The sequence below is a fragment of the Tabrizicola sp. genome (assembly GCF_016792905.1).
Taxonomy (GTDB): Bacteria; Pseudomonadota; Alphaproteobacteria; order Rhodobacterales; family Rhodobacteraceae; genus Tabrizicola.
The window spans coordinates 47,704-64,237 of record NZ_JAEULP010000049.1 but is presented as its reverse complement, the minus strand read 5'-3'; the positions used below and the strand labels follow the sequence as shown (position 1 = coordinate 64,237).

Annotated in this window: 15 protein-coding genes; 10 read left to right on the top strand and 5 right to left on the bottom strand. The window is 66.8% G+C overall.

Going from position 1 to position 16,534, the window contains the following annotated elements:
- Window positions 1-108 precede the first annotated feature (108 nt).
- The 7 genes from JNL31_RS10520 (at window position 109) to JNL31_RS10490 (ending at window position 8,583) form a co-directional block, all read left to right on the top strand.
- Entirely contained in the window at window positions 109-1,209 is a 1,101-nt protein-coding gene (locus JNL31_RS10520; protein ID WP_294973017.1) for a GSCFA domain-containing protein, read from the top strand.
- Window positions 1,202-2,008 carry a hypothetical protein gene (locus JNL31_RS10515; RefSeq protein ID WP_294973015.1) on the top strand — a complete coding sequence of 269 codons (807 nt, stop codon included), beginning with the start codon at window positions 1,202-1,204 and terminating at the stop codon, window positions 2,006-2,008. Before JNL31_RS10520 ends, JNL31_RS10515 begins: the two co-directional genes overlap by 8 nt.
- On the top strand, window positions 2,008-2,754 hold the full coding sequence (locus JNL31_RS10510; RefSeq protein WP_294973014.1) for a hypothetical protein: 747 nt from the start codon (window positions 2,008-2,010) through the stop codon (window positions 2,752-2,754). Before JNL31_RS10515 ends, JNL31_RS10510 begins: the two co-directional genes overlap by 1 nt.
- A complete protein-coding gene (locus JNL31_RS10505; RefSeq protein ID WP_294973012.1) occupies window positions 2,755-3,717 on the top strand; it encodes a hypothetical protein in 963 nt (320 codons plus the stop codon). It abuts the gene before it with no gap.
- A 232-nt stretch (window positions 3,718-3,949) separates the two neighbouring features.
- Entirely contained in the window at window positions 3,950-4,840 is an 891-nt protein-coding gene (locus JNL31_RS10500) for a glycosyltransferase family 2 protein (RefSeq protein ID WP_294973010.1), read from the top strand.
- Window positions 4,840-6,258 carry a hypothetical protein gene (locus JNL31_RS10495; RefSeq protein WP_294973008.1) on the top strand — a complete coding sequence of 473 codons (1,419 nt, stop codon included), beginning with the start codon at window positions 4,840-4,842 and terminating at the stop codon, window positions 6,256-6,258. Before JNL31_RS10500 ends, JNL31_RS10495 begins: the two co-directional genes overlap by 1 nt.
- On the top strand, window positions 6,259-8,583 hold the full coding sequence (locus JNL31_RS10490) for a sulfatase-like hydrolase/transferase (protein WP_294973007.1): 2,325 nt from the start codon (window positions 6,259-6,261) through the stop codon (window positions 8,581-8,583).
- Here the strand turns inward: JNL31_RS10490 and JNL31_RS10485 are convergent.
- Window positions 8,567-9,589, bottom strand: coding sequence for a TerC family protein (locus JNL31_RS10485; protein ID WP_294973006.1), 1,023 nt, complete (start codon window positions 9,587-9,589; stop codon window positions 8,567-8,569). The two genes, JNL31_RS10490 and JNL31_RS10485, sit on opposite strands and share 17 nt — an antisense overlap.
- A gap of 288 nt (window positions 9,590-9,877) precedes the next feature.
- Between JNL31_RS10485 and aroC the strand changes: the two genes are divergently transcribed.
- The 3 genes from aroC to JNL31_RS10470 are packed head-to-tail and all read left to right on the top strand — an operon-like array spanning window position 9,878 to window position 12,297.
- Window positions 9,878-10,978 (top strand): chorismate synthase, encoded by a 1,101-nt coding sequence (gene aroC, locus JNL31_RS10480; protein ID WP_294973005.1) that lies wholly within the window; start codon window positions 9,878-9,880, stop codon window positions 10,976-10,978.
- A 57-nt stretch (window positions 10,979-11,035) separates the two neighbouring features.
- Window positions 11,036-11,431: a DUF1761 domain-containing protein gene (locus JNL31_RS10475; RefSeq protein ID WP_294973004.1), complete on the top strand. Its 396-nt coding sequence runs from the start codon at window positions 11,036-11,038 to the stop codon at window positions 11,429-11,431.
- A complete protein-coding gene (locus JNL31_RS10470; protein ID WP_294973002.1) occupies window positions 11,431-12,297 on the top strand; it encodes an arginase family protein in 867 nt (288 codons plus the stop codon). The genes JNL31_RS10475 and JNL31_RS10470 overlap by 1 nt, the downstream gene beginning before the upstream one ends.
- A 190-nt stretch (window positions 12,298-12,487) precedes the next feature.
- Here JNL31_RS10470 and JNL31_RS10465 read toward each other — a convergent pair whose 3' ends face one another.
- From JNL31_RS10465 to JNL31_RS10450, 4 genes are all read right to left on the bottom strand, one after another.
- Window positions 12,488-13,687 carry an MFS transporter gene (locus JNL31_RS10465; protein ID WP_294973000.1) on the bottom strand — a complete coding sequence of 400 codons (1,200 nt, stop codon included), beginning with the start codon at window positions 13,685-13,687 and terminating at the stop codon, window positions 12,488-12,490.
- 76 nt (window positions 13,688-13,763) lie between these two features.
- Entirely contained in the window at window positions 13,764-14,105 is a 342-nt protein-coding gene (locus tag JNL31_RS10460; protein ID WP_294972998.1) for a DUF2853 family protein, read from the bottom strand.
- 94 nt (window positions 14,106-14,199) lie between these two features.
- A complete protein-coding gene (locus tag JNL31_RS10455) occupies window positions 14,200-14,595 on the bottom strand; it encodes a GtrA family protein (protein WP_294972996.1) in 396 nt (131 codons plus the stop codon).
- Window positions 14,592-16,403 (bottom strand): hypothetical protein, encoded by a 1,812-nt coding sequence (locus JNL31_RS10450; RefSeq protein WP_294972995.1) that lies wholly within the window; start codon window positions 16,401-16,403, stop codon window positions 14,592-14,594. Before JNL31_RS10450 ends, JNL31_RS10455 begins: the two co-directional genes overlap by 4 nt.
- Between the last annotated feature and the right edge of the window lie 131 nt (window positions 16,404-16,534).

The window sequence follows — 16,534 nt, the reverse complement described above, 5'->3', positions numbered from 1 at the left end:
CGAGGCTACCACGCCGCAGGAGGCCTGTGGAGAGCGGCAAAGGAAAGCGGTTGACCTTCCCGCAGCCAGTTCGTCCTATTCCGGTCAAAGCCCAAGGACCGCCCGCGCATGTCGCACCCCTATGAGACCTTGCCCGAGGACCGCTTCTGGCGCACCGCCGTCGCCGAACGGGATGCGATGGAGATCACGGGCCTGTGGAAGCCCCGGCATGAAATCAGGCGGCGAACCCGGATTGTCACCGCGGGGTCATGCTTTGCGCAGCATTTCGCGAAAGCGCTGGTCGCGCGGCGCTATCGCTGGCTGGATTTCGAGCCCGGACCGGCAGGGCTGACGGCCGAGCAGCGGAAGGACTATCACTACGGCACCTTCAGCTTCCGCACCGGCAACATCTACACGCCCCGGATGCTGCACCAGTGGCTGAGCTGGGCGCTGACCGATGTGCCGGTTCCCGAGGCCGTCTGGGAGAAGGACGGCCGGTTCTACGACCCGTTCCGTCCGGGGGTGGAGCCGGGAGGGTTTGTCAGCCCGGAGGAGCTTTGCGCCTCGCGCAGGGAAACGCTGGCGGCGATTGCCGCGGCGGTGAAGGGGTCGCATGTCTTCGTCTTCACCATGGGGCTGACCGAGGCCTGGCAGGACCGCGCGACCGGGGTGGAATACGCGGTCTGCCCCGGCACGGTGGCGGGCACGTTCGATGCGGAGGCGCATGGCTTCGTGAACCATGGCTTCGCCGCGCTGATGGCGGACATGACGGCGGCCCTGCGGCTGTTGTTCCGGGTGAACCGGGGGCTGAAGGTGTTGCTGACCGTCTCGCCCGTGCCGCTGACGGCGACAGCCTCGGGGAACCATGTGCTGACGGCGACCAGCCATTCCAAGTCGCTTCTGCGCGCGGTGGCGTCCGAGCTGGTGCGGGCGCAGCCGCGGGTGGACTACTTTCCCTCCTATGAGATCATCACCCATCCGGCCTATCGGGGGCGCTTCTTCGCATCGAACCTGCGGTCGGTGCTGCCGGAAGGGGTGGATCATGTGATGGCGCAGTTCTTCCGCGACCAGGCGGCGGCCTTCGGTGCCGTGGCGGCCCTGCCGCCCGCACCCGCTGCCCTGGTGCCGTTGCCGGAAGAGGCGCCGGAGCCGGAATTGAGCGAAGCCGAGGAGTTGCGCTGCGAAGAGGAGATCCTGGCCGCCTTCGCGCCGGATCGGCGCCATGGCTGAGGGCCTGCCGCGGTTCTGCATCTTCGGGGACAGCCACTATGCCTGCCTGAAACAGGCCGAGGTTCAGGGGCTGGTCGATGTCTCGGGTGTCGATCTGGAATACTGGGGCCATGTCGGGGGCCGGTTCCGCTTTTTGCGGGTCCGCGACGGGGCGATCCATCCGACGGACGAGTTCACCGCGATGCGCTTTGCCAAGTTCAACGCGAAGGGGCGGACCTTCCTGCCTGCCGCCGATTTCGACGTCATCCTGGTGATGGGCGCGCGGGTCTATGTCTGGCCGCTGTTCAAGCGGGTGTTGACCCTGCTGTCCGCCGGCCCGCTGCTGAGCGAGGGGTTGCAGCGGCGCATCCTGACCGACGATCTGCGTCGGCTTCAGGGCTATCAGCTGGCCCGGGGGCTGGCAGCGGACGGGACAGCCCGCATCCTGCTGGCGCCGACCGCCTATGCCACCGAGAATGCCCCGCAGCTGGCCAGGGCCTTTCCGCCCGAGGTCGCGGTGCTGATCGCCGAGCGGGTGCCGGGGTTCTGGCGCATCCTGGAAGCGGTTGCGGCAGAGGACGGCATCACGCTGTTGCGCCAGCCGGAACAGACGGTGGTCGATGGCATCTTCACCGGCGTTGAATATGCGGTGGACGACCATCTGAGAAAGCAGGATTTCGAGCACCACAATGCGGCTTTCGGTGCGGCGGTGCTGTCGCAGGTGATGCCGATTGTCCGCGGGGTTGCGACCGGGGGCCGGGCGCGCGGGCTTGCGGCAGGTCCTTGCCCCCGGCAAGATGGCCAGGAGGGGGAGGCGTGATGCTTGAAATCGCGATGAGGCTGCCACCCGGCGCCCTGATCGGAGGCGAGGACCGGCTGCTTTCGGAGATGGTCCTGCGCAGCGGCGGCGCGCGGTTCATCGCCCGCGAAAAGGATCTGGTCCGGACGGGCGAGGCGATCACCGGCTGGCGGGAATCGCGGATGGCGGTCGAGGCGGTGGCGGCAGGTCCGAACACGGGAAACAGTCGGTTCGAGCCGGGGCCGCCGGGCGCGCTGCTTTGCCGCGACGGGATGAACTGCGGCTTCACCCTGCCGGGCTTTGCGCCCGAGGTCGAGGCCTTCACCATGGCGGTGGTCTACACCTCGGACGGCGAGGCCAAGACGCTGGCGTCGGTCTTCACCGGGCAGGCGCACAACATGATCTTCCTGACCGAGGGCGAGGGACGGCTTCTGGCGAAGGACAAGATGAACTCGGTGTCGCTGTCCTTGCCGGTGCCGAAGGGGCGCGGAGTGAAGCTGGCGCTGATGTCCTTCGACGGGCGCAGCCTGCGCCTGGGGATGGGCGAGGAGGAGGCAAAGGCCAGCGCCAATGTGCCGGGGCTGGCGCACCGGGCGGATTTCTTCATCGGCTGCCGGTCAAACCGGAGCGGGCTTGCGAAGATGCTGGGCCAGTCGTTGCTGCACGAGGTGATCTTCTGGCCCGACCGGTGCCTGCAGGGCTCGGTCGATCCGGGGGACCGGGCGACGCTGTCGGCGCTGCGCCGCTATCTGCGCTGGGCCTTTTGAGTGGACGCCGAAGCCCCACCGCCACTGGATACTCCGCCCGAGATGGGGTTGGACGAGGCCGTGGCTGCGCGGCGCTTCCTGATCCGGGGCGAGCATGCGAACCTGTGGTTCGAGGGCCGGGGACCGGATCAGGACGGGGCGCTGGACGGGGCGCTGGTGGTGTCCTTCGACAACCTCGCCACGATCGACGAGGGCTGGCCGCGCGGGCCCTGGGCCTGGAAGCGGCTGGAGCCGATGGGGCATTCGGTGCTGGGGGTGCAGAGCCATGCCAAGGACTGGTTCCGCCAGCCGACCGCCCCTGCCCTGCTGCGGGGACTGGAGGAGCGGGGCTTCTTTCGCCGCTTCCGCCGGGTGGTGCTGACGGGCGCCTCGATGGGGGGGTTCGCGGCGTTGAATTTCGCGCCGCTGATCCCCGAGGCGCGGGTGCTGGCCTTCTCGCCCCAGACCACGATGAACCGGGTGATCGCACCCTTCGAGGCGCGGTTTCCCTATTCGGTCAAGCGGTCGAACTGGGAAGGGATGCCGTTTCTCGATGCGGCGGCGGCGGTACCCTACATCCGCCGGGCGGTGGTGGTCTTTGACCCGATGGTGCCCGAGGACCGCGCCCATGCCGCACGGCTTGCCGGGGCGAACGTGCAGCTTCTGCGGCTGCCCTTCGCCACGCATGAGGCGATCCGGGTGGTGCTGAAGACCGGGACCTTCCCGCTGCTGATCGACGCGCTGGTCGAGGGCAATGGCGCGGGGCATGCGTTCTGGCAGGCCTACCGCGCGCGGCGGGCGGTGACGAAATGGCAGCGGGCAGTGCTGGCGGCGGCAGCGAACCGGGGGCGGCACCAGCTGGTGATCCAGGCGGCGGACGCGATGCTGCGGCTGGGGCAGGACCTGCCTGACGAGGAGAAGGTCTTCATCCGCCGCGCGCGGCGCGGCGCGGTGAACGCGCGGAAGGTGGGGGCTGCGACCTGACCGTCGTGCCCAGTGCGGGCGGTTTTCAGATTGAGCGCTGACGCGCGAAGACTCCTTGTCTCGCCTCTGCGCGTGAAGAACGCGCAACCGGCTCGGGCAATTGGGGGTTTTCCACCCCCAAACCCCCGAGGATACTTGGGCAAATGTGAAAGGCTTGGGAGTTTCCTCTCGGCTCCCCTCTAGGCCCCGGCTTCGACCTCATGCTATGCGGGGCCATGGGCAGGGCGGGGACATGGACCAGACACGCGGCCGGATGATGGCGATGACCATGGTCGGGGGGGATCACTTCTTCCTCTCGCGCTGGGTCGGATATTACGGTCGCCAGCTGGGCCGCGAGAACCTGTTCGTCCTGAGCCACGGCGGCGACCCCGAGCACAGGAAGATCGCCGAAGGCTGCAATGTCATCTATCTGCCTTTTGACGAGACGCGGAACTGCTTCAACCAGCGCCGCTGGCAGATGCTGTCGCGGCTGACCACGGGGTTCACCAATTTCTACAACTGGGTGCTGGTGGGGGATGTGGACGAGATCGTCTGTGTCGATCCGGCCGTGTCGGACAGCCTGCCGGACTATCTGGAGCAGTATGCCGTCAGGGGCGGGCCGCGGGTGATCACGCCCTTCGCGATCGAGATGGTGCACAACCCGACGCTGGAGCCGGAGCCGATCAGCGCGGGGCGCAATATCCTGGACGTGCGGCGCATCTTCCGGCTGAACGCGAATTACGCCAAGCCCTGCATCACCTGCGACAAGATCGACATGGCGCCGGGCGGGCATTTCGCCAACCATCCGAAGCTGCATCTCGACCCGCATCTCTACCTTTTCCACCTGCGTTTCATCGACCACGACATGACGGAAGGACGGCTTGCCACACGACGCGCCCAGCGCGTGATCCAGAGCGGGGCGCTGGAAGAGGTGGAACGCCAGAAGACCGGCTGGGACACCGCCTGGGATACCTATCAGGCGCTGTCGAAGGAGAAGCCCCGGGCCGAAACGGTGGATTTCCCCGAGTTCCGCAAGGAGATGGTCGAGGGCTGGCGCGAGAAGAAGGTGGTCTATTTCTCGCCCGGCGGGGCGCGGCCCAAGGGCGTCTACCGGCTGCCCGAGCGTTTCAAGGCGTTGTTCTGATGGCGGAAAAACCGATCCCCCCCGAAGGCGTGATCATCCGGGCCGAGAACGGCGACGTGATCGGCTATGACGAGACGGGGCTGGTGCTGCGCCTGTCCGACAAGGTGATCGCCGACATCGCCGCGCGGCTGGAGTTGAAGCCGCAGGCGGTGGTGGGCGAGACGCTGCCGCTGCCCGATCTGCCCGAGGGTATCGACCTCTGGGCCCCCCGGCGCGAGGGGGACTGGCTGTTCTTCCAGGCCAACCTGCCGGGCGCGGACTCTGCGCGGGGCTATCGGCGGCATGTGTCCGGGGGCGCGGTCATCGCCGAGGCGCGGGGGCCGCTCATGGCGGTGCTGGGCATCGGCGGGGCGCGGGCGGGGCTGGGCTCGCCCGGTCCGGCGCGGTTCCGCTGGCATGTGCTGACCCCGGGCGACGACATCGGCGCGGTGGGCATGGGGGGCGAAGGCGAGGCGGTGGCGACGGCCGAGCTGGAGCCCTTGCGCGAGCTGACGGTCGAGGCGCTGGTTGCGGACGAGTTGCTGGCCCGGCGGCGGGTTGCGCACCAGCCGTTGCCCGTGCTGGTCGTGCGGACCGAGACGGACACGGCGGCGACCGCGCATGATCTGGGGACCGAGGCGGCAATGGCCAATCTGGACCAGTGCTTTGCCAATCTGGTGGCGGCCTCCGCCCGGCTGGGGGTGGGGGCGCAGGTTCTGGCGGTGGTGCTGGACTATACGCTGGAGGACCTGACCGGCGACGCGACGGCCTACCGCGACGGGATGATCGCGCTGATGGAGCGGATCACCCGGGGCATGGCCAGGCAGGGGCTGGCGCGGCCGGTGTTCCTGTCGGCGTTCGACTGCGGAACCCTGAGCGTGACGCGCGGGCCGGGGCTGGAGGGGCAGTGGGAACTGTCCTGGAACCACGGCGATCACCAGCTGGTCTTTGCAGCACCCTCCTATGCGTTCCGGATCGACGACACCGGGCGGCTGACCGACGAAGGCCGGGCGGAGAAGGCGGTGCTCTTGGCCGAGGCGCTGCTGGCGGTGCAGGGCGGGGGCCGCTGGCTGTGTCCGGTGATCCAGCTGGCGGAGTGGTCCGAGGGCGGTATCCGTCTGATCTGCGAGGCGCAGGAGGGGCTGGTGATCGACGGCGGTGATCCCTTCGTCGCGGGCAAGTTGGCGGGCTTCGCGCTGGACGGGGTGACGAACGGGGCGCGGATCACCGGGGTCGGGATCGACAAGGACGACGCGAAGGTCGTGGTGCTGAAATGCTCGAAACGGCCCGAGGGCGAGGTCTTCGTGACCTATGCCCATGCGTCGGCCCCCGGCGACGGGCCCTATCCTGCGAACCGGGGGGCCCTGCGCGGGGATTTCGGCGAGGGCGCGGTGCGACGCTGGGCGCTGCCGGCACGGTTGAAGCTGACGGGCCTCTAGATGGGTTTCACGGCGGACAGCATCGCGGGCGACAACATCTGTGTCATCTGGGTGGATGACATGATCGACGTCTTCACCTGGCGCGACACGTTCGGGATCACCATCCAGACCCCGAACCTCGACCGGCTGCTGAATGCGGGAGTGCGGTTCGGCAACGCCTATGCCACGATCCCCTTGTGCGCGCCCTGCCGGGCGGAACTGGCCACGGGGCTGTCGCCGTTCCGCACCGGGCTTGTCGACCTGAACCGCTTCTGGCGCCAGGTGCTGCCGCCCGAGAAGGCCTGGGCCTATGACCTGCGCCGGGCGGGGTTCTACACCTTTACCACCGGCAAGGTGGATGCGACCTACAAGCCGATGCCGGAGCGTTATCGCCGGGTGCTGTTCCACGAGGATGTGCCCGCGCAGGACAGCGGCCCGCGACCGGGGGAAAAGGTCTATCTGGACCGTGGACCGGGGATCAAGGGCATCAACTATCCGGACGATGACGGATCGCAGGACCATCTGTTCTACGATTTCACCGTCGCTCAGAATGCGATTGATTTCCTCGGGAGGGCGGACCCGAAGCGGCGGCACCTGATCCAGCTCGGGTTCAAGCACCCGCATTACAACCTGGAATGCCCGGACCGCTTCTACCAGCTGTACGATCCCGCCGCGATCCGCTGGCCCGACATCGCGGCGCCGGAGGATTACTACGGCCCGCCGCCGGGTTTTGCGGTCTATGAAGCGGCCTATATCGCCAATGGCAACTGGACGCCGGAAAAGGGCGGGGACGACGGCTGGCGGCAGGTCGTCCGCGCCTACTTCGCCGCGATCAGCCATGTGGACCATGAGATCGGGCGGTTCCTGGACGCGCTGGCGGCATCGCCTCTGGGCGGTAGGACCACGGTGATCTTCCTGTCGGACAACGGCTTCAACCTTGGGAACCACGACAGTTTCCACAAGATGAGCCAGTGGGATTCGGCGGCGCATGTGCCGCTGGCGATCTGGTCGCCCCGGATGACGGAGGGCCGGGTGGTGGACCTGCCAGTGTCTCTGCACAACTTTCCCAAGACGGTGATGCAGCTGGCCGGATTGCCGCCGCGACCGGACTGGACCTCGGGGCAAAGCCTGCTCCCGCTGGTCGACGCGAGTTTCGGCAGCTTCGACGACACGAAATCACCGATTACCTCGGTCTTCGGAACGCTGTCGGTCAGGCCCTCCATCGAGGGCTACCGGCAGTTCCGCTATTTCCGCTATCCGAACGGCGAGGAGCATGTCTACGACGTGGTCGCCGACCCCGGTGAGACCGAGAACCTGATCGCGACGGCGCCCATGGATGTGCTGCGGGGCGAGCTGGTGAAGGGGGCGCTGGAGCTGGGCCTGGACCTGCGCGGGTTCGAGAACCCGGCGGATGGCGTGAACGCGATGATGGCGGTCGATGGCTCGGTCGTGCTGGAGGGGCGTCGGGGCAACGACAACTATTGGGCCTACGGGGCCGAGGCCGAGAAGATCAGGGAAACCAAGGAGGGCGGGACCGATACGCTGTGGTATCTGGGCGGGCCGGATGGCTATGTCCTGCACTGCCCGATGAACGTCGAGAACATCCGCATCGCCACGGTGCTGGCGCGGCACGAGGATGCGGAGGCGGCGAAGAAATCCTCGCGCATGCTGCGGATCGTGGCCCATCCGGACAGCCCGATCCATTTCGAGACCACCGAGCGGGTGATGGTTAGCGTCCGCGGCTCACGCGGGAACGACGTGATGATCGGTCCGATATATGGCGGGGCCACGTTCTACGGCGGCGAGGGCGACGATGTGCTGCGGGCGATCTCGGCCAGCGAAAGCTCGCGGCATTACTTCTACGGCGGGGCGGGGAATGACCGGCTGGTCGGTGGCGGCGGGCGCGATGTGCTGGACGGCGGCACGGGCGATGACACGATCATCGGTACGGCGGCGCGGAACAAGATTTTCGGCGGGCACGGCAATGACGAGATCCATGACGGCGACGGATCCTCGGTGGTCCATACCGGGCCGGGGCGGAACCGGGTGCGACTGGGGGGCGGGAACGACACGATCCATGCGGGCACCGGGGTTACCCATGTCGATCCGGGGCCGGGGGCGGTGGTCTTCGTCCTGGCCTATGGCGGGGTGACCCATGTCAGCCAGTGGCAGGCCGAGCAGGTCTATGATCTGACCGCCTGGCCGAAGCCGCCCCAGGTCACGCGCCGCCCGGACGGGCTGGTGGACGTGACACTGGGGCTTTCGGTGTTGCGGATCGCCGGGGTGCCCGGCGACCACGATGTTGCAAGCCAGATCAGGCAGGGCGGCGCTACTCTGCCGCCTTGACTGCGGTCCCGTGCCCATCGTCGTCCCCACGCGTTTTCCACAGCGAATAGACGATGCCCGCGACGATGATGCCCACGGTGATCGCCAGCGACAGGTAAGGGTCAAACTTGCCGAAGAAGTAGCTGTAGAACCCCTTGAGGCCGATGAAGATCAGCACCACGGCCAGTGCGTATTTCAGGTAGTGGAAGCGGTGGACCAATGCCGCCAACGCGAAGTAGAGCGCGCGCAGGCCGAGGATCGCCATGATGTTCGCGGTGTAGACGATGAAGGTGTCGGTGGTGATCAGGAAGATCGCGGGCACCGAGTCGACCGCGAAGACCAGGTCGGCGAAGTTGATCACGATCAGCGCCACGAAGAGGGGCGTGGCATAGAGCATCAGCTTGCCGGTGACGGGGTTCGGCTGGCGGACGAAGAACCTTTGCCCGTGCAGGCGCTTGGTCACGTTCATGTGGGTCGAGATGAAACGCACGACCGGGTTCTGCGACAGGTCCGGATCGCTGTCCGGCACCACCAGCATCTTGAAGCCGGTGAAGGCCAGGAAGGCGGCGAAGACCAGCGTCACCCAGTCGTAGGCCGCGATCAGCTCGGCCCCGATGGCGATCATGATGCCGCGCAGGATGATCACGCCGATGATGCCCCAGACGAGGGCGCGGTACTGGTATTTCCGGGGAATGGCGAAGTAGCCGAAGATCAGCGAGATGACGAAGACGTTGTCGATCGAGAGCACCTTCTCGATGATGTAGCCTTGGAAATAGGCCGCGACCGGATTGGTGCCGTCGCTTGTCACCAGCGTGCCGTTCGACCAGGCCCACCAGATGTAGCCGCCGAACAGGATCGCGATACCGATGTAGAAGGCGGAAAGCTTCAGGCTTTCCGCGACGCCAAGTTCATGGTCGTCCTTGTGCAGGACGCCCAGGTCGAAGACCATCAGCGCGATGACGATGGCCAGGAACAGAAGCCACAGCCACAGGGGCTTGGCCAGGAATGTCAGGAAGAGGAATTCCATCCCCGTTTGCCTCTCTATAGGTGCGTCGAGAGGTCAGCCTTTTCAGGGGCAGGGCGCCGGGCTGACATCGAGCACGATTTCTCGATGCGGTCCGACATCACGACTGGCGTCGTCAGAGGGGCCCGGCCCGCCAAGGGGAAGTGGGAAGGGAGAGTGGCATTTCAACCCCCGGAGCGGCGGAATTTTCACGGCGGCGTGACCGTTCAACGCCGTCGGGAGGATTTTCCGTCGGTCAAGGCTTGTGGCGAGGGTCGCGCGGCCTGTATGCCCGATCCGTAGGAGACCGCCATGAGCCTGAACACCTTCGGACATCTCTTCCGCGTCACCACCTGGGGCGAAAGCCACGGTCCGGCGATCGGATGCACGGTGGATGGCTGCCCGCCGGGCGTTCGCCTTTCCGAGGCCGACATCCAGCCCTGGCTGGACCGGCGCAAGCCCGGCACGTCGAAGTTCACCACCCAGCGGCAGGAAGCCGACGAGGTCCGCATCCTGTCGGGCGTGTTCGAGGGGCAGACCACGGGCACCCCGATCCAGCTGATGATCGAGAACACCGACCAGCGATCGAAGGATTACGGCGACATCGCGCAGTCGTTCCGGCCGGGGCACGCGGACATCACCTACTACCAGAAATACGGCCTGCGGGATCATCGCGGCGGCGGTCGCTCCTCGGCGCGGGAAACGGCCAGCCGCGTGGCGGCGGGCGGGGTTGCGCGGCAGGTACTGGCGATGCTGGTGCCGGGGCTGAAGATCACCGGCTACATGGTGCAGATGGGGGCGATGGAAATCGATCGCAGCCGGTTCGATGCGGGCGAGATAGAGCGGAACCCGTTCTGGTGCCCCGATGCACAGGCAGCGACGGACTGGGCGAGCTATCTGGATGAGCTGCGGCTTTCGCACAACTCGGTCGGCGCGGTGATCGAGGTGGTCGCGGAGGGCGTGCCTGCCGGGCTGGGGGCGCCGCTTTATGGCAAGCTCGACAGCGACCTTGCCAGCGCGATGATGTCGATCAATGCCGTGAAGGGCGTGGAGATCGGCGAGGGGATGGCGGCGGCGGCCCTGACCGGGGTGGAGAATGCCGACGAGATCCGCATGGGACCGGATGGGCCGGAGTTCCTGTCGAACCACGCGGGGGGCATCCTTGGCGGCATTTCGACCGGGCAGCCGGTGGTATGCCGGTTCGCGGTAAAACCCACGTCGAGCATCCTGACGCCACGGCGGACCATCACCCGGGCCGGGGACCAGGTGGATCTGATCACCAAGGGGCGCCATGATCCCTGTGTCGGTATCCGGGCGGTGCCGGTGGGCGAGGCGATGATGGCCTGCGTCCTGCTGGATCACCTGCTCCTCGACCGGGGCCAGACCGGCGGGGCGCGCGGCCGGATCGGCTGAACGCTTTCCCCGGCACCGGTTTTGCGGCATCCTTCCGGAAAACGGGAAGGGACGGTCATGGAATTCCTCAACGTCATCGTGGCGGCGCTGGCCGCCTTCGCCTTCGGCGCAGTCTGGTACATGTCGATGTCGAAAGCCTGGATCGCGGCGGCGGAAATTCCGGTCGACGCCAAGGGCAAGCCGCAGGGCAATGGCGGCGCGATGCCCTTCGTCGTCGGGCTGGTCGCGATGGTCATCGTTGCGGGGATGATGCGGCATGTCTTCGCGATGTCGGGGCTCGCCTCGGTCGGACAGGGGTTGATGGGAGGGTCCGGGATCGGAGCCTTCCTGATCACGCCCTGGGTCGCGATGAACTATGCCTTCGGGATGCGGAAACCGGCGCTGACCCTGATCGACGGGGTGAACAGCATCGTCGGCTGCACGATCATGGGCGCCATGCTGAACGCGTTCTGATGACCGACACCCTGCGTCTTGTCTTCCCGCAATGGCAGGGCGGCGGCTTGCCACTGTATCACCTTGGCGCGCTATTGCTGGCATGGCTTGCGCCAGAAGCGACGGGGCCTGTGCTGGAGATCGACGTGCCGCCGCCCTCGGGTGCGGAGTTGCCGGTCGAGGGCGGCATTCGCGCGCGGCGTGCGGTGCTGGCGCAGGCGGATGCGGCGATGGCGGCCCTGCGGCAGCATCAGCCCGCACGGGTGGTGGTGCTGGGCGGCGATTGCGGCGTGGACCTTGCGCCCTTTGCCTATCTCGCTGACCGCTATGACGACCTTGCCGTGCTTTGGGTCGATGCCCATCCCGATGTGATGGGAATGGCGCAGACGCCGAATGCTCATGCCATGGTGCTGGCGCAGCTTCTGGGCGAGGGCGACGCGGAGTTCGTGGCCCGTGTCCCGCGCCATCTGGTGCCGGGGCGGGTGATGTATGCCGGGCTTTACGACATGTCGCCCGTAGAGCGCGCCACGCTGGACCGGCTGGGGGCGCAGGTGGCGACTCCGGGCGATCTGCGCGAAGGGTCGGGGATAGTGCTGGACTGGCTGCGCGACGCGGGCGCGCGGCACCTGGCGATCCATCTTGACCTGGACGTGCTGGACCCGGCCCAGTTGCGCAGCCTGTATTTCAGCCGCCCCGATGCACCCCCGGGGGCATTCGACGGCATTCCCCAGGGGCGGATGAAAATCGACGAGGTGGTGCGGCTTCTGTCGGAGGTGGCGGCAAAAGTGCCGGTGGTGGGTTTGGGGATCACCGAGTTCCTGCCCTGGGACGCGGCAACGCTGCGCGACATGCTGCGCAAGCTGCCACTGCTGAACGCGGGCGGCTGAGCGGGGCGTGCCAAGAATGGAATGGAGGGCCCCGCACCCCTACGGGACCCTCCATCCAACCCACGCGCACACCCCAAGCACCGCGTGATCTGTATAAGGGTCCCGGGCGTCCTGCCCTGACAAGCTCATGGATAGCCGAAGGCCCGGCCCCGCGCAAACGCGAAGCCCGTGGCATTTAAGGTAAATCCGGTCAGTCCCGCGGGTTTGGCAGGAAGAAGGCCACGAGGCCCAGAAGCGGCAGGAAGGCGCAGATCCGGTAGACCGCGACGATGCCCCAATGGTCGGCCAGCACGCCAAGCCCCGCTGCGCCAAGCGCCGCGATGCCGAAGGCCAGCCCGAAGAGGAGGCCCGCCACCATCCCGGTGCTTTGCGGCATCAGGTCCTGGGCATAGACCACCATGGCCGGGAAGGCCGAGGCGAGGATCAGCCCGGCCAGCGAGACGGCGATCACAGAGGGGACCAGCGGCAGCCAGGGCACCATCAGGGTCAGGGGCAGGATGCCGAGGATCGACGACATGATCACCCGCCGCCGCCCGATCCGGTCGCCGATGGGGCCGCCGATGATGGTGCCGACGGCCACCGAGGCGAGGAAGATGAACAGGCACAACTGGGACTGGCCCACGGTCAGCCCGTACTGCTCGATCAGGTAGAAGGTGTAGTAGCTGGAGAGCGAGACCGAGTAGACGAATTTCGACAGCATCAAGAGGATCAGGAGGAGCATCCCCAGCCGGACGGTGGCAGCGGGCAGGGGCGTGGCAGAGCGGGCCCGGCTTTTGCGGGCGAGCGCACGGGCCGCGCCGACAGCGACATACCAGCGTCCCACGCCCCAGAGAAGGACCATTCCCGCGATCGCAACGGCGGCAAACCATTCGATCGAAAGCTGGCCGCGCTGCATGACCACGAAGGCGGCGGCAAGGGGGCCAAGCGCCGACCCGGCATTGCCGCCGACCTGGAACAGCGACTGGGCGAAGCCGGGTCGCATCCCGGCGGCAAGCCGGGCGATGCGCGAGGCCTCGGGGTGGAAGATGGAGGAGCCGAGGCCGATCATGGCGACCGAAAGGAGCACCGTGCCGAAACTGTCGGCGCGAGCCAGGAGGACAAGCCCGGTCCCGGTCGAGGCCATGCCGACGGCCATGGCGTAGGGCAGCGGCCTGCGGTCGGTGTAGAGCCCGACCAGCGGCTGAAGGACCGAAGCGGTGCCCTGGAAGACGAAGGTGATCAGCCCGACCTGCGAGAAGCTGAGCGCCAGGTTGGTCTTGAGCAGCGGATAGGCCGCCGGAATCAGCGACTGCATCAGGTCATTGAGGAAATGCCCCAGCGCAACGGCAAGGATGACCTGGACGACGGTCGAGTCGGGGGCGGTCTGGGCGGATTCGGGATGTGCGGACATGATCGCCTATGAGGTGCGGGCGGGCCAACATGACCCGCCCCCTGTGCATTGGCAATGTCCGCCGGGGCGCCCGGGATCAGGCGTAGGCCTTTTCCTTACCGAAATGCTTGACGAGGAGGTAGTAGAACACCGCGCGGAACTTGTTGCGCTCGGACTTGCCGTAGGTGTCGATGGCGGCGTTGATGCCTTCCATCAGGCTCGGGCCATCCTTGAGGCCCAGCTTCTTGATCAGGAAGTTCGACTTGATCCGCTCCAGCTCGTCCTTGTCGGAGGCCGCGACGGTCTGCGCGTCGTTGTCATAGATCGACGGGCCACAGCCGATCGTCACTTTGGTGAGAAGCGCCATGTCCGGCGTCACCTTGCACTTGTTCTTCAGGTCATCGGCATATTTGGCGATGAGATCGTCCCTCTTGCCCATCCTTTGTCTCCCTTGACTGGAACGGTGATCGTTAACGCGAGCGACCGTAGTCTGCCAGGCCCGCTACGGGAAGGGGAAATTCTTGGAACGCCCGTCAGTCTGCCGATCGGTCGGGAAAGACGAGCCAGTGGGTGATCAGGTAGCTGGTGATCGCCGCCAGCACCGATGCAAGCAGATGCACCAGAAGATCAGGCCAGAACATGCCCCTGGCAAGAAGGTAGCTGACGGCGGCGACGATCCCGATGCCCAGCACCTGTGTCGCGGCATAAAGCCACAGACCCAGGCGATGCGGGCGACGCGCGGCAAAGGTGAAACGCCGGTGGATCCAGAACCCGACCGGGATGAAAAGCGTCCATATGAGGCCCGAGGCCACCGCCTTCGGCAGGGACAACTGCGACGTCGCCAGCGCGGCAAGCATGGCGTAGAGCATGGCGAGCGCGCCGCCGACCGCGACAAAGCGGGGCAAGGTGGTGTCGCGAGGCAGCATCATGGCGTGGCGCCCGCCCGGGGAAGCGAGGCTTTCCCCACCTGGAACACCCGCACCAGGGTGCGACCGGCGGTCACGTCGACCAGCCAGCCGGGCGGGCTGCCCGACATCAGCGCGCGGATGTCCGGGTTAGCCTGTTCGACCGCGCCCCCGACGCACAGAACCAGATAGTCCGCCCCCGAGCGGACAAGCGCCTGATGCAACGCGTCCAGGGTTTCGAAGGCGCCAAGCCCGTTCCATATGGCGTCCGGGCTGCGGTGATACGTCGCCGAGGTAACGGAATGCGGGGTGTAGGCAAGGATCGTGGGACCGAGGTTCAGGGTCGAGAAGATAAGAGATTTCGGCAGGCTGGCGATCTCGGCCATGGCGGGTTCGGTCCGGCAGGTCTGAAGCGGCTCTGTTCCGGGCCCTGAAACCCCCTTGCCGCCGCCTGCCACCGACCTGCCGGGAAGCGCCTTCGCACCGTGTTCGACAACGGCGGGCAGGGCAAGCAGGAGCACGAGAACAGCCGGAATGCGCCACAGGCTGGCGCGCGGGATCAGGGTGAAGGCCCAGACCAGAAAGCCGCCCAGCAACGGCACCGCGGGGGTCATCAGGTTGGCTGCGCGGATCTGTGCAAGGGCAAAGCCAAGCCCGACCCCCACGACCACGAATGCCTGCAAAAGGGCCTTTGCCTGCATCGGTGACAACCGCTTTCGCAAGCGCCAGAAGGCCGCCACTGCCAGTGTCGCAATCACGACCGGCGGCAGAAGGACACGGGCCAGCAGGGCGGGATTGGACCAGACCAGTTTCGAGGCCGGCAAAGCCTCGACCACGTTCGTCTCGATGATCTTGCGGACCGCTGGCGGTAAGTTGGAGTAGGGACCGGCCAGGCAGGGCACGAGCAGCGGAGAGGCAAGCCACAGCCCGACGCAGGTGATCACCACCATGGTCACGATGCGGGAAACCGGGCTGGAAATGACGCGCTCGGCCAGGACCGGCACCAGCGTTGCCACGACCCCGACGGCGCCCAGGGTCAGCACGGGCGGGGCCAGGACATCGCAATGCCCGACGCCCCAGTCTGCCATCGGTGTCTGGCCCGCCATCAGCAGGGGCGCGGCCGGGGTGATCGCCGCTCCGAAACCCAAGAGCCAGTCGCCGGTCCGGTCTTCGCCGAAGGCATGGCGCAGCGCCATCAGGCCCCAGATCGTCGCCAGATAGGGCAGCATCTCCAGTCCGACGGCCAGGGAGAAGGCCGTCACCACACCGGCAATCGCCCCCGCAAGCCGCGCTCGCCCGGGCACGACGGACAGGTAGAACAGCGCTGTACCGCAGAGCATCTGGACGTTGTGGTGGTCAATCCGTGGCGGAACGAACTCTCCGCCGAGCTTGCTCCAGCTTAGAAAGACCGCCGGCGCCCCCAGGGCACCGGCCGGACCCAGAAGGCGGTTCGCGCCATGGGCGTGGAGGAGAACCATCCCGCAGGCCAGAAGGCTGGGCCACAGGATCACTGTCGCAAGCTCGGCCTGCGGTGCGGCGAGCATGGTCGAAGCCGCAAGGAGAACAGTTGCGATACCGGCGTCGACATAGCGCGACCAGTGCATGGAAATGCCGTCAGGGGGGAGCACGCGATACTGGTGGGTATCGAACCAGGACTGCCCGGCCAGCCAGTCGCGCACCTCGACCAGGCGCATCTGGTCGTCGCCATCGGCATCAACCAGCAGATCGGCAATCTGTGGCAGGCTGCGCAGCGCCGTCAGGGCCACCAGCGCAACACCGGCGAGGCAGATCCACCAGAGGATTGGCGACCGCGATTCGGGTCGGGATATCACGTCGGACTGCACGTCACGCTGTTTCCGTGTTCATGTTTCGATGGCCGCCTGTCTTGGGATCATCTGTTATTCCGGAAACAGTCAAGACTGTGACGAAATTCCTCCGCTTCCATGACCTCTGGCCTTTGGCG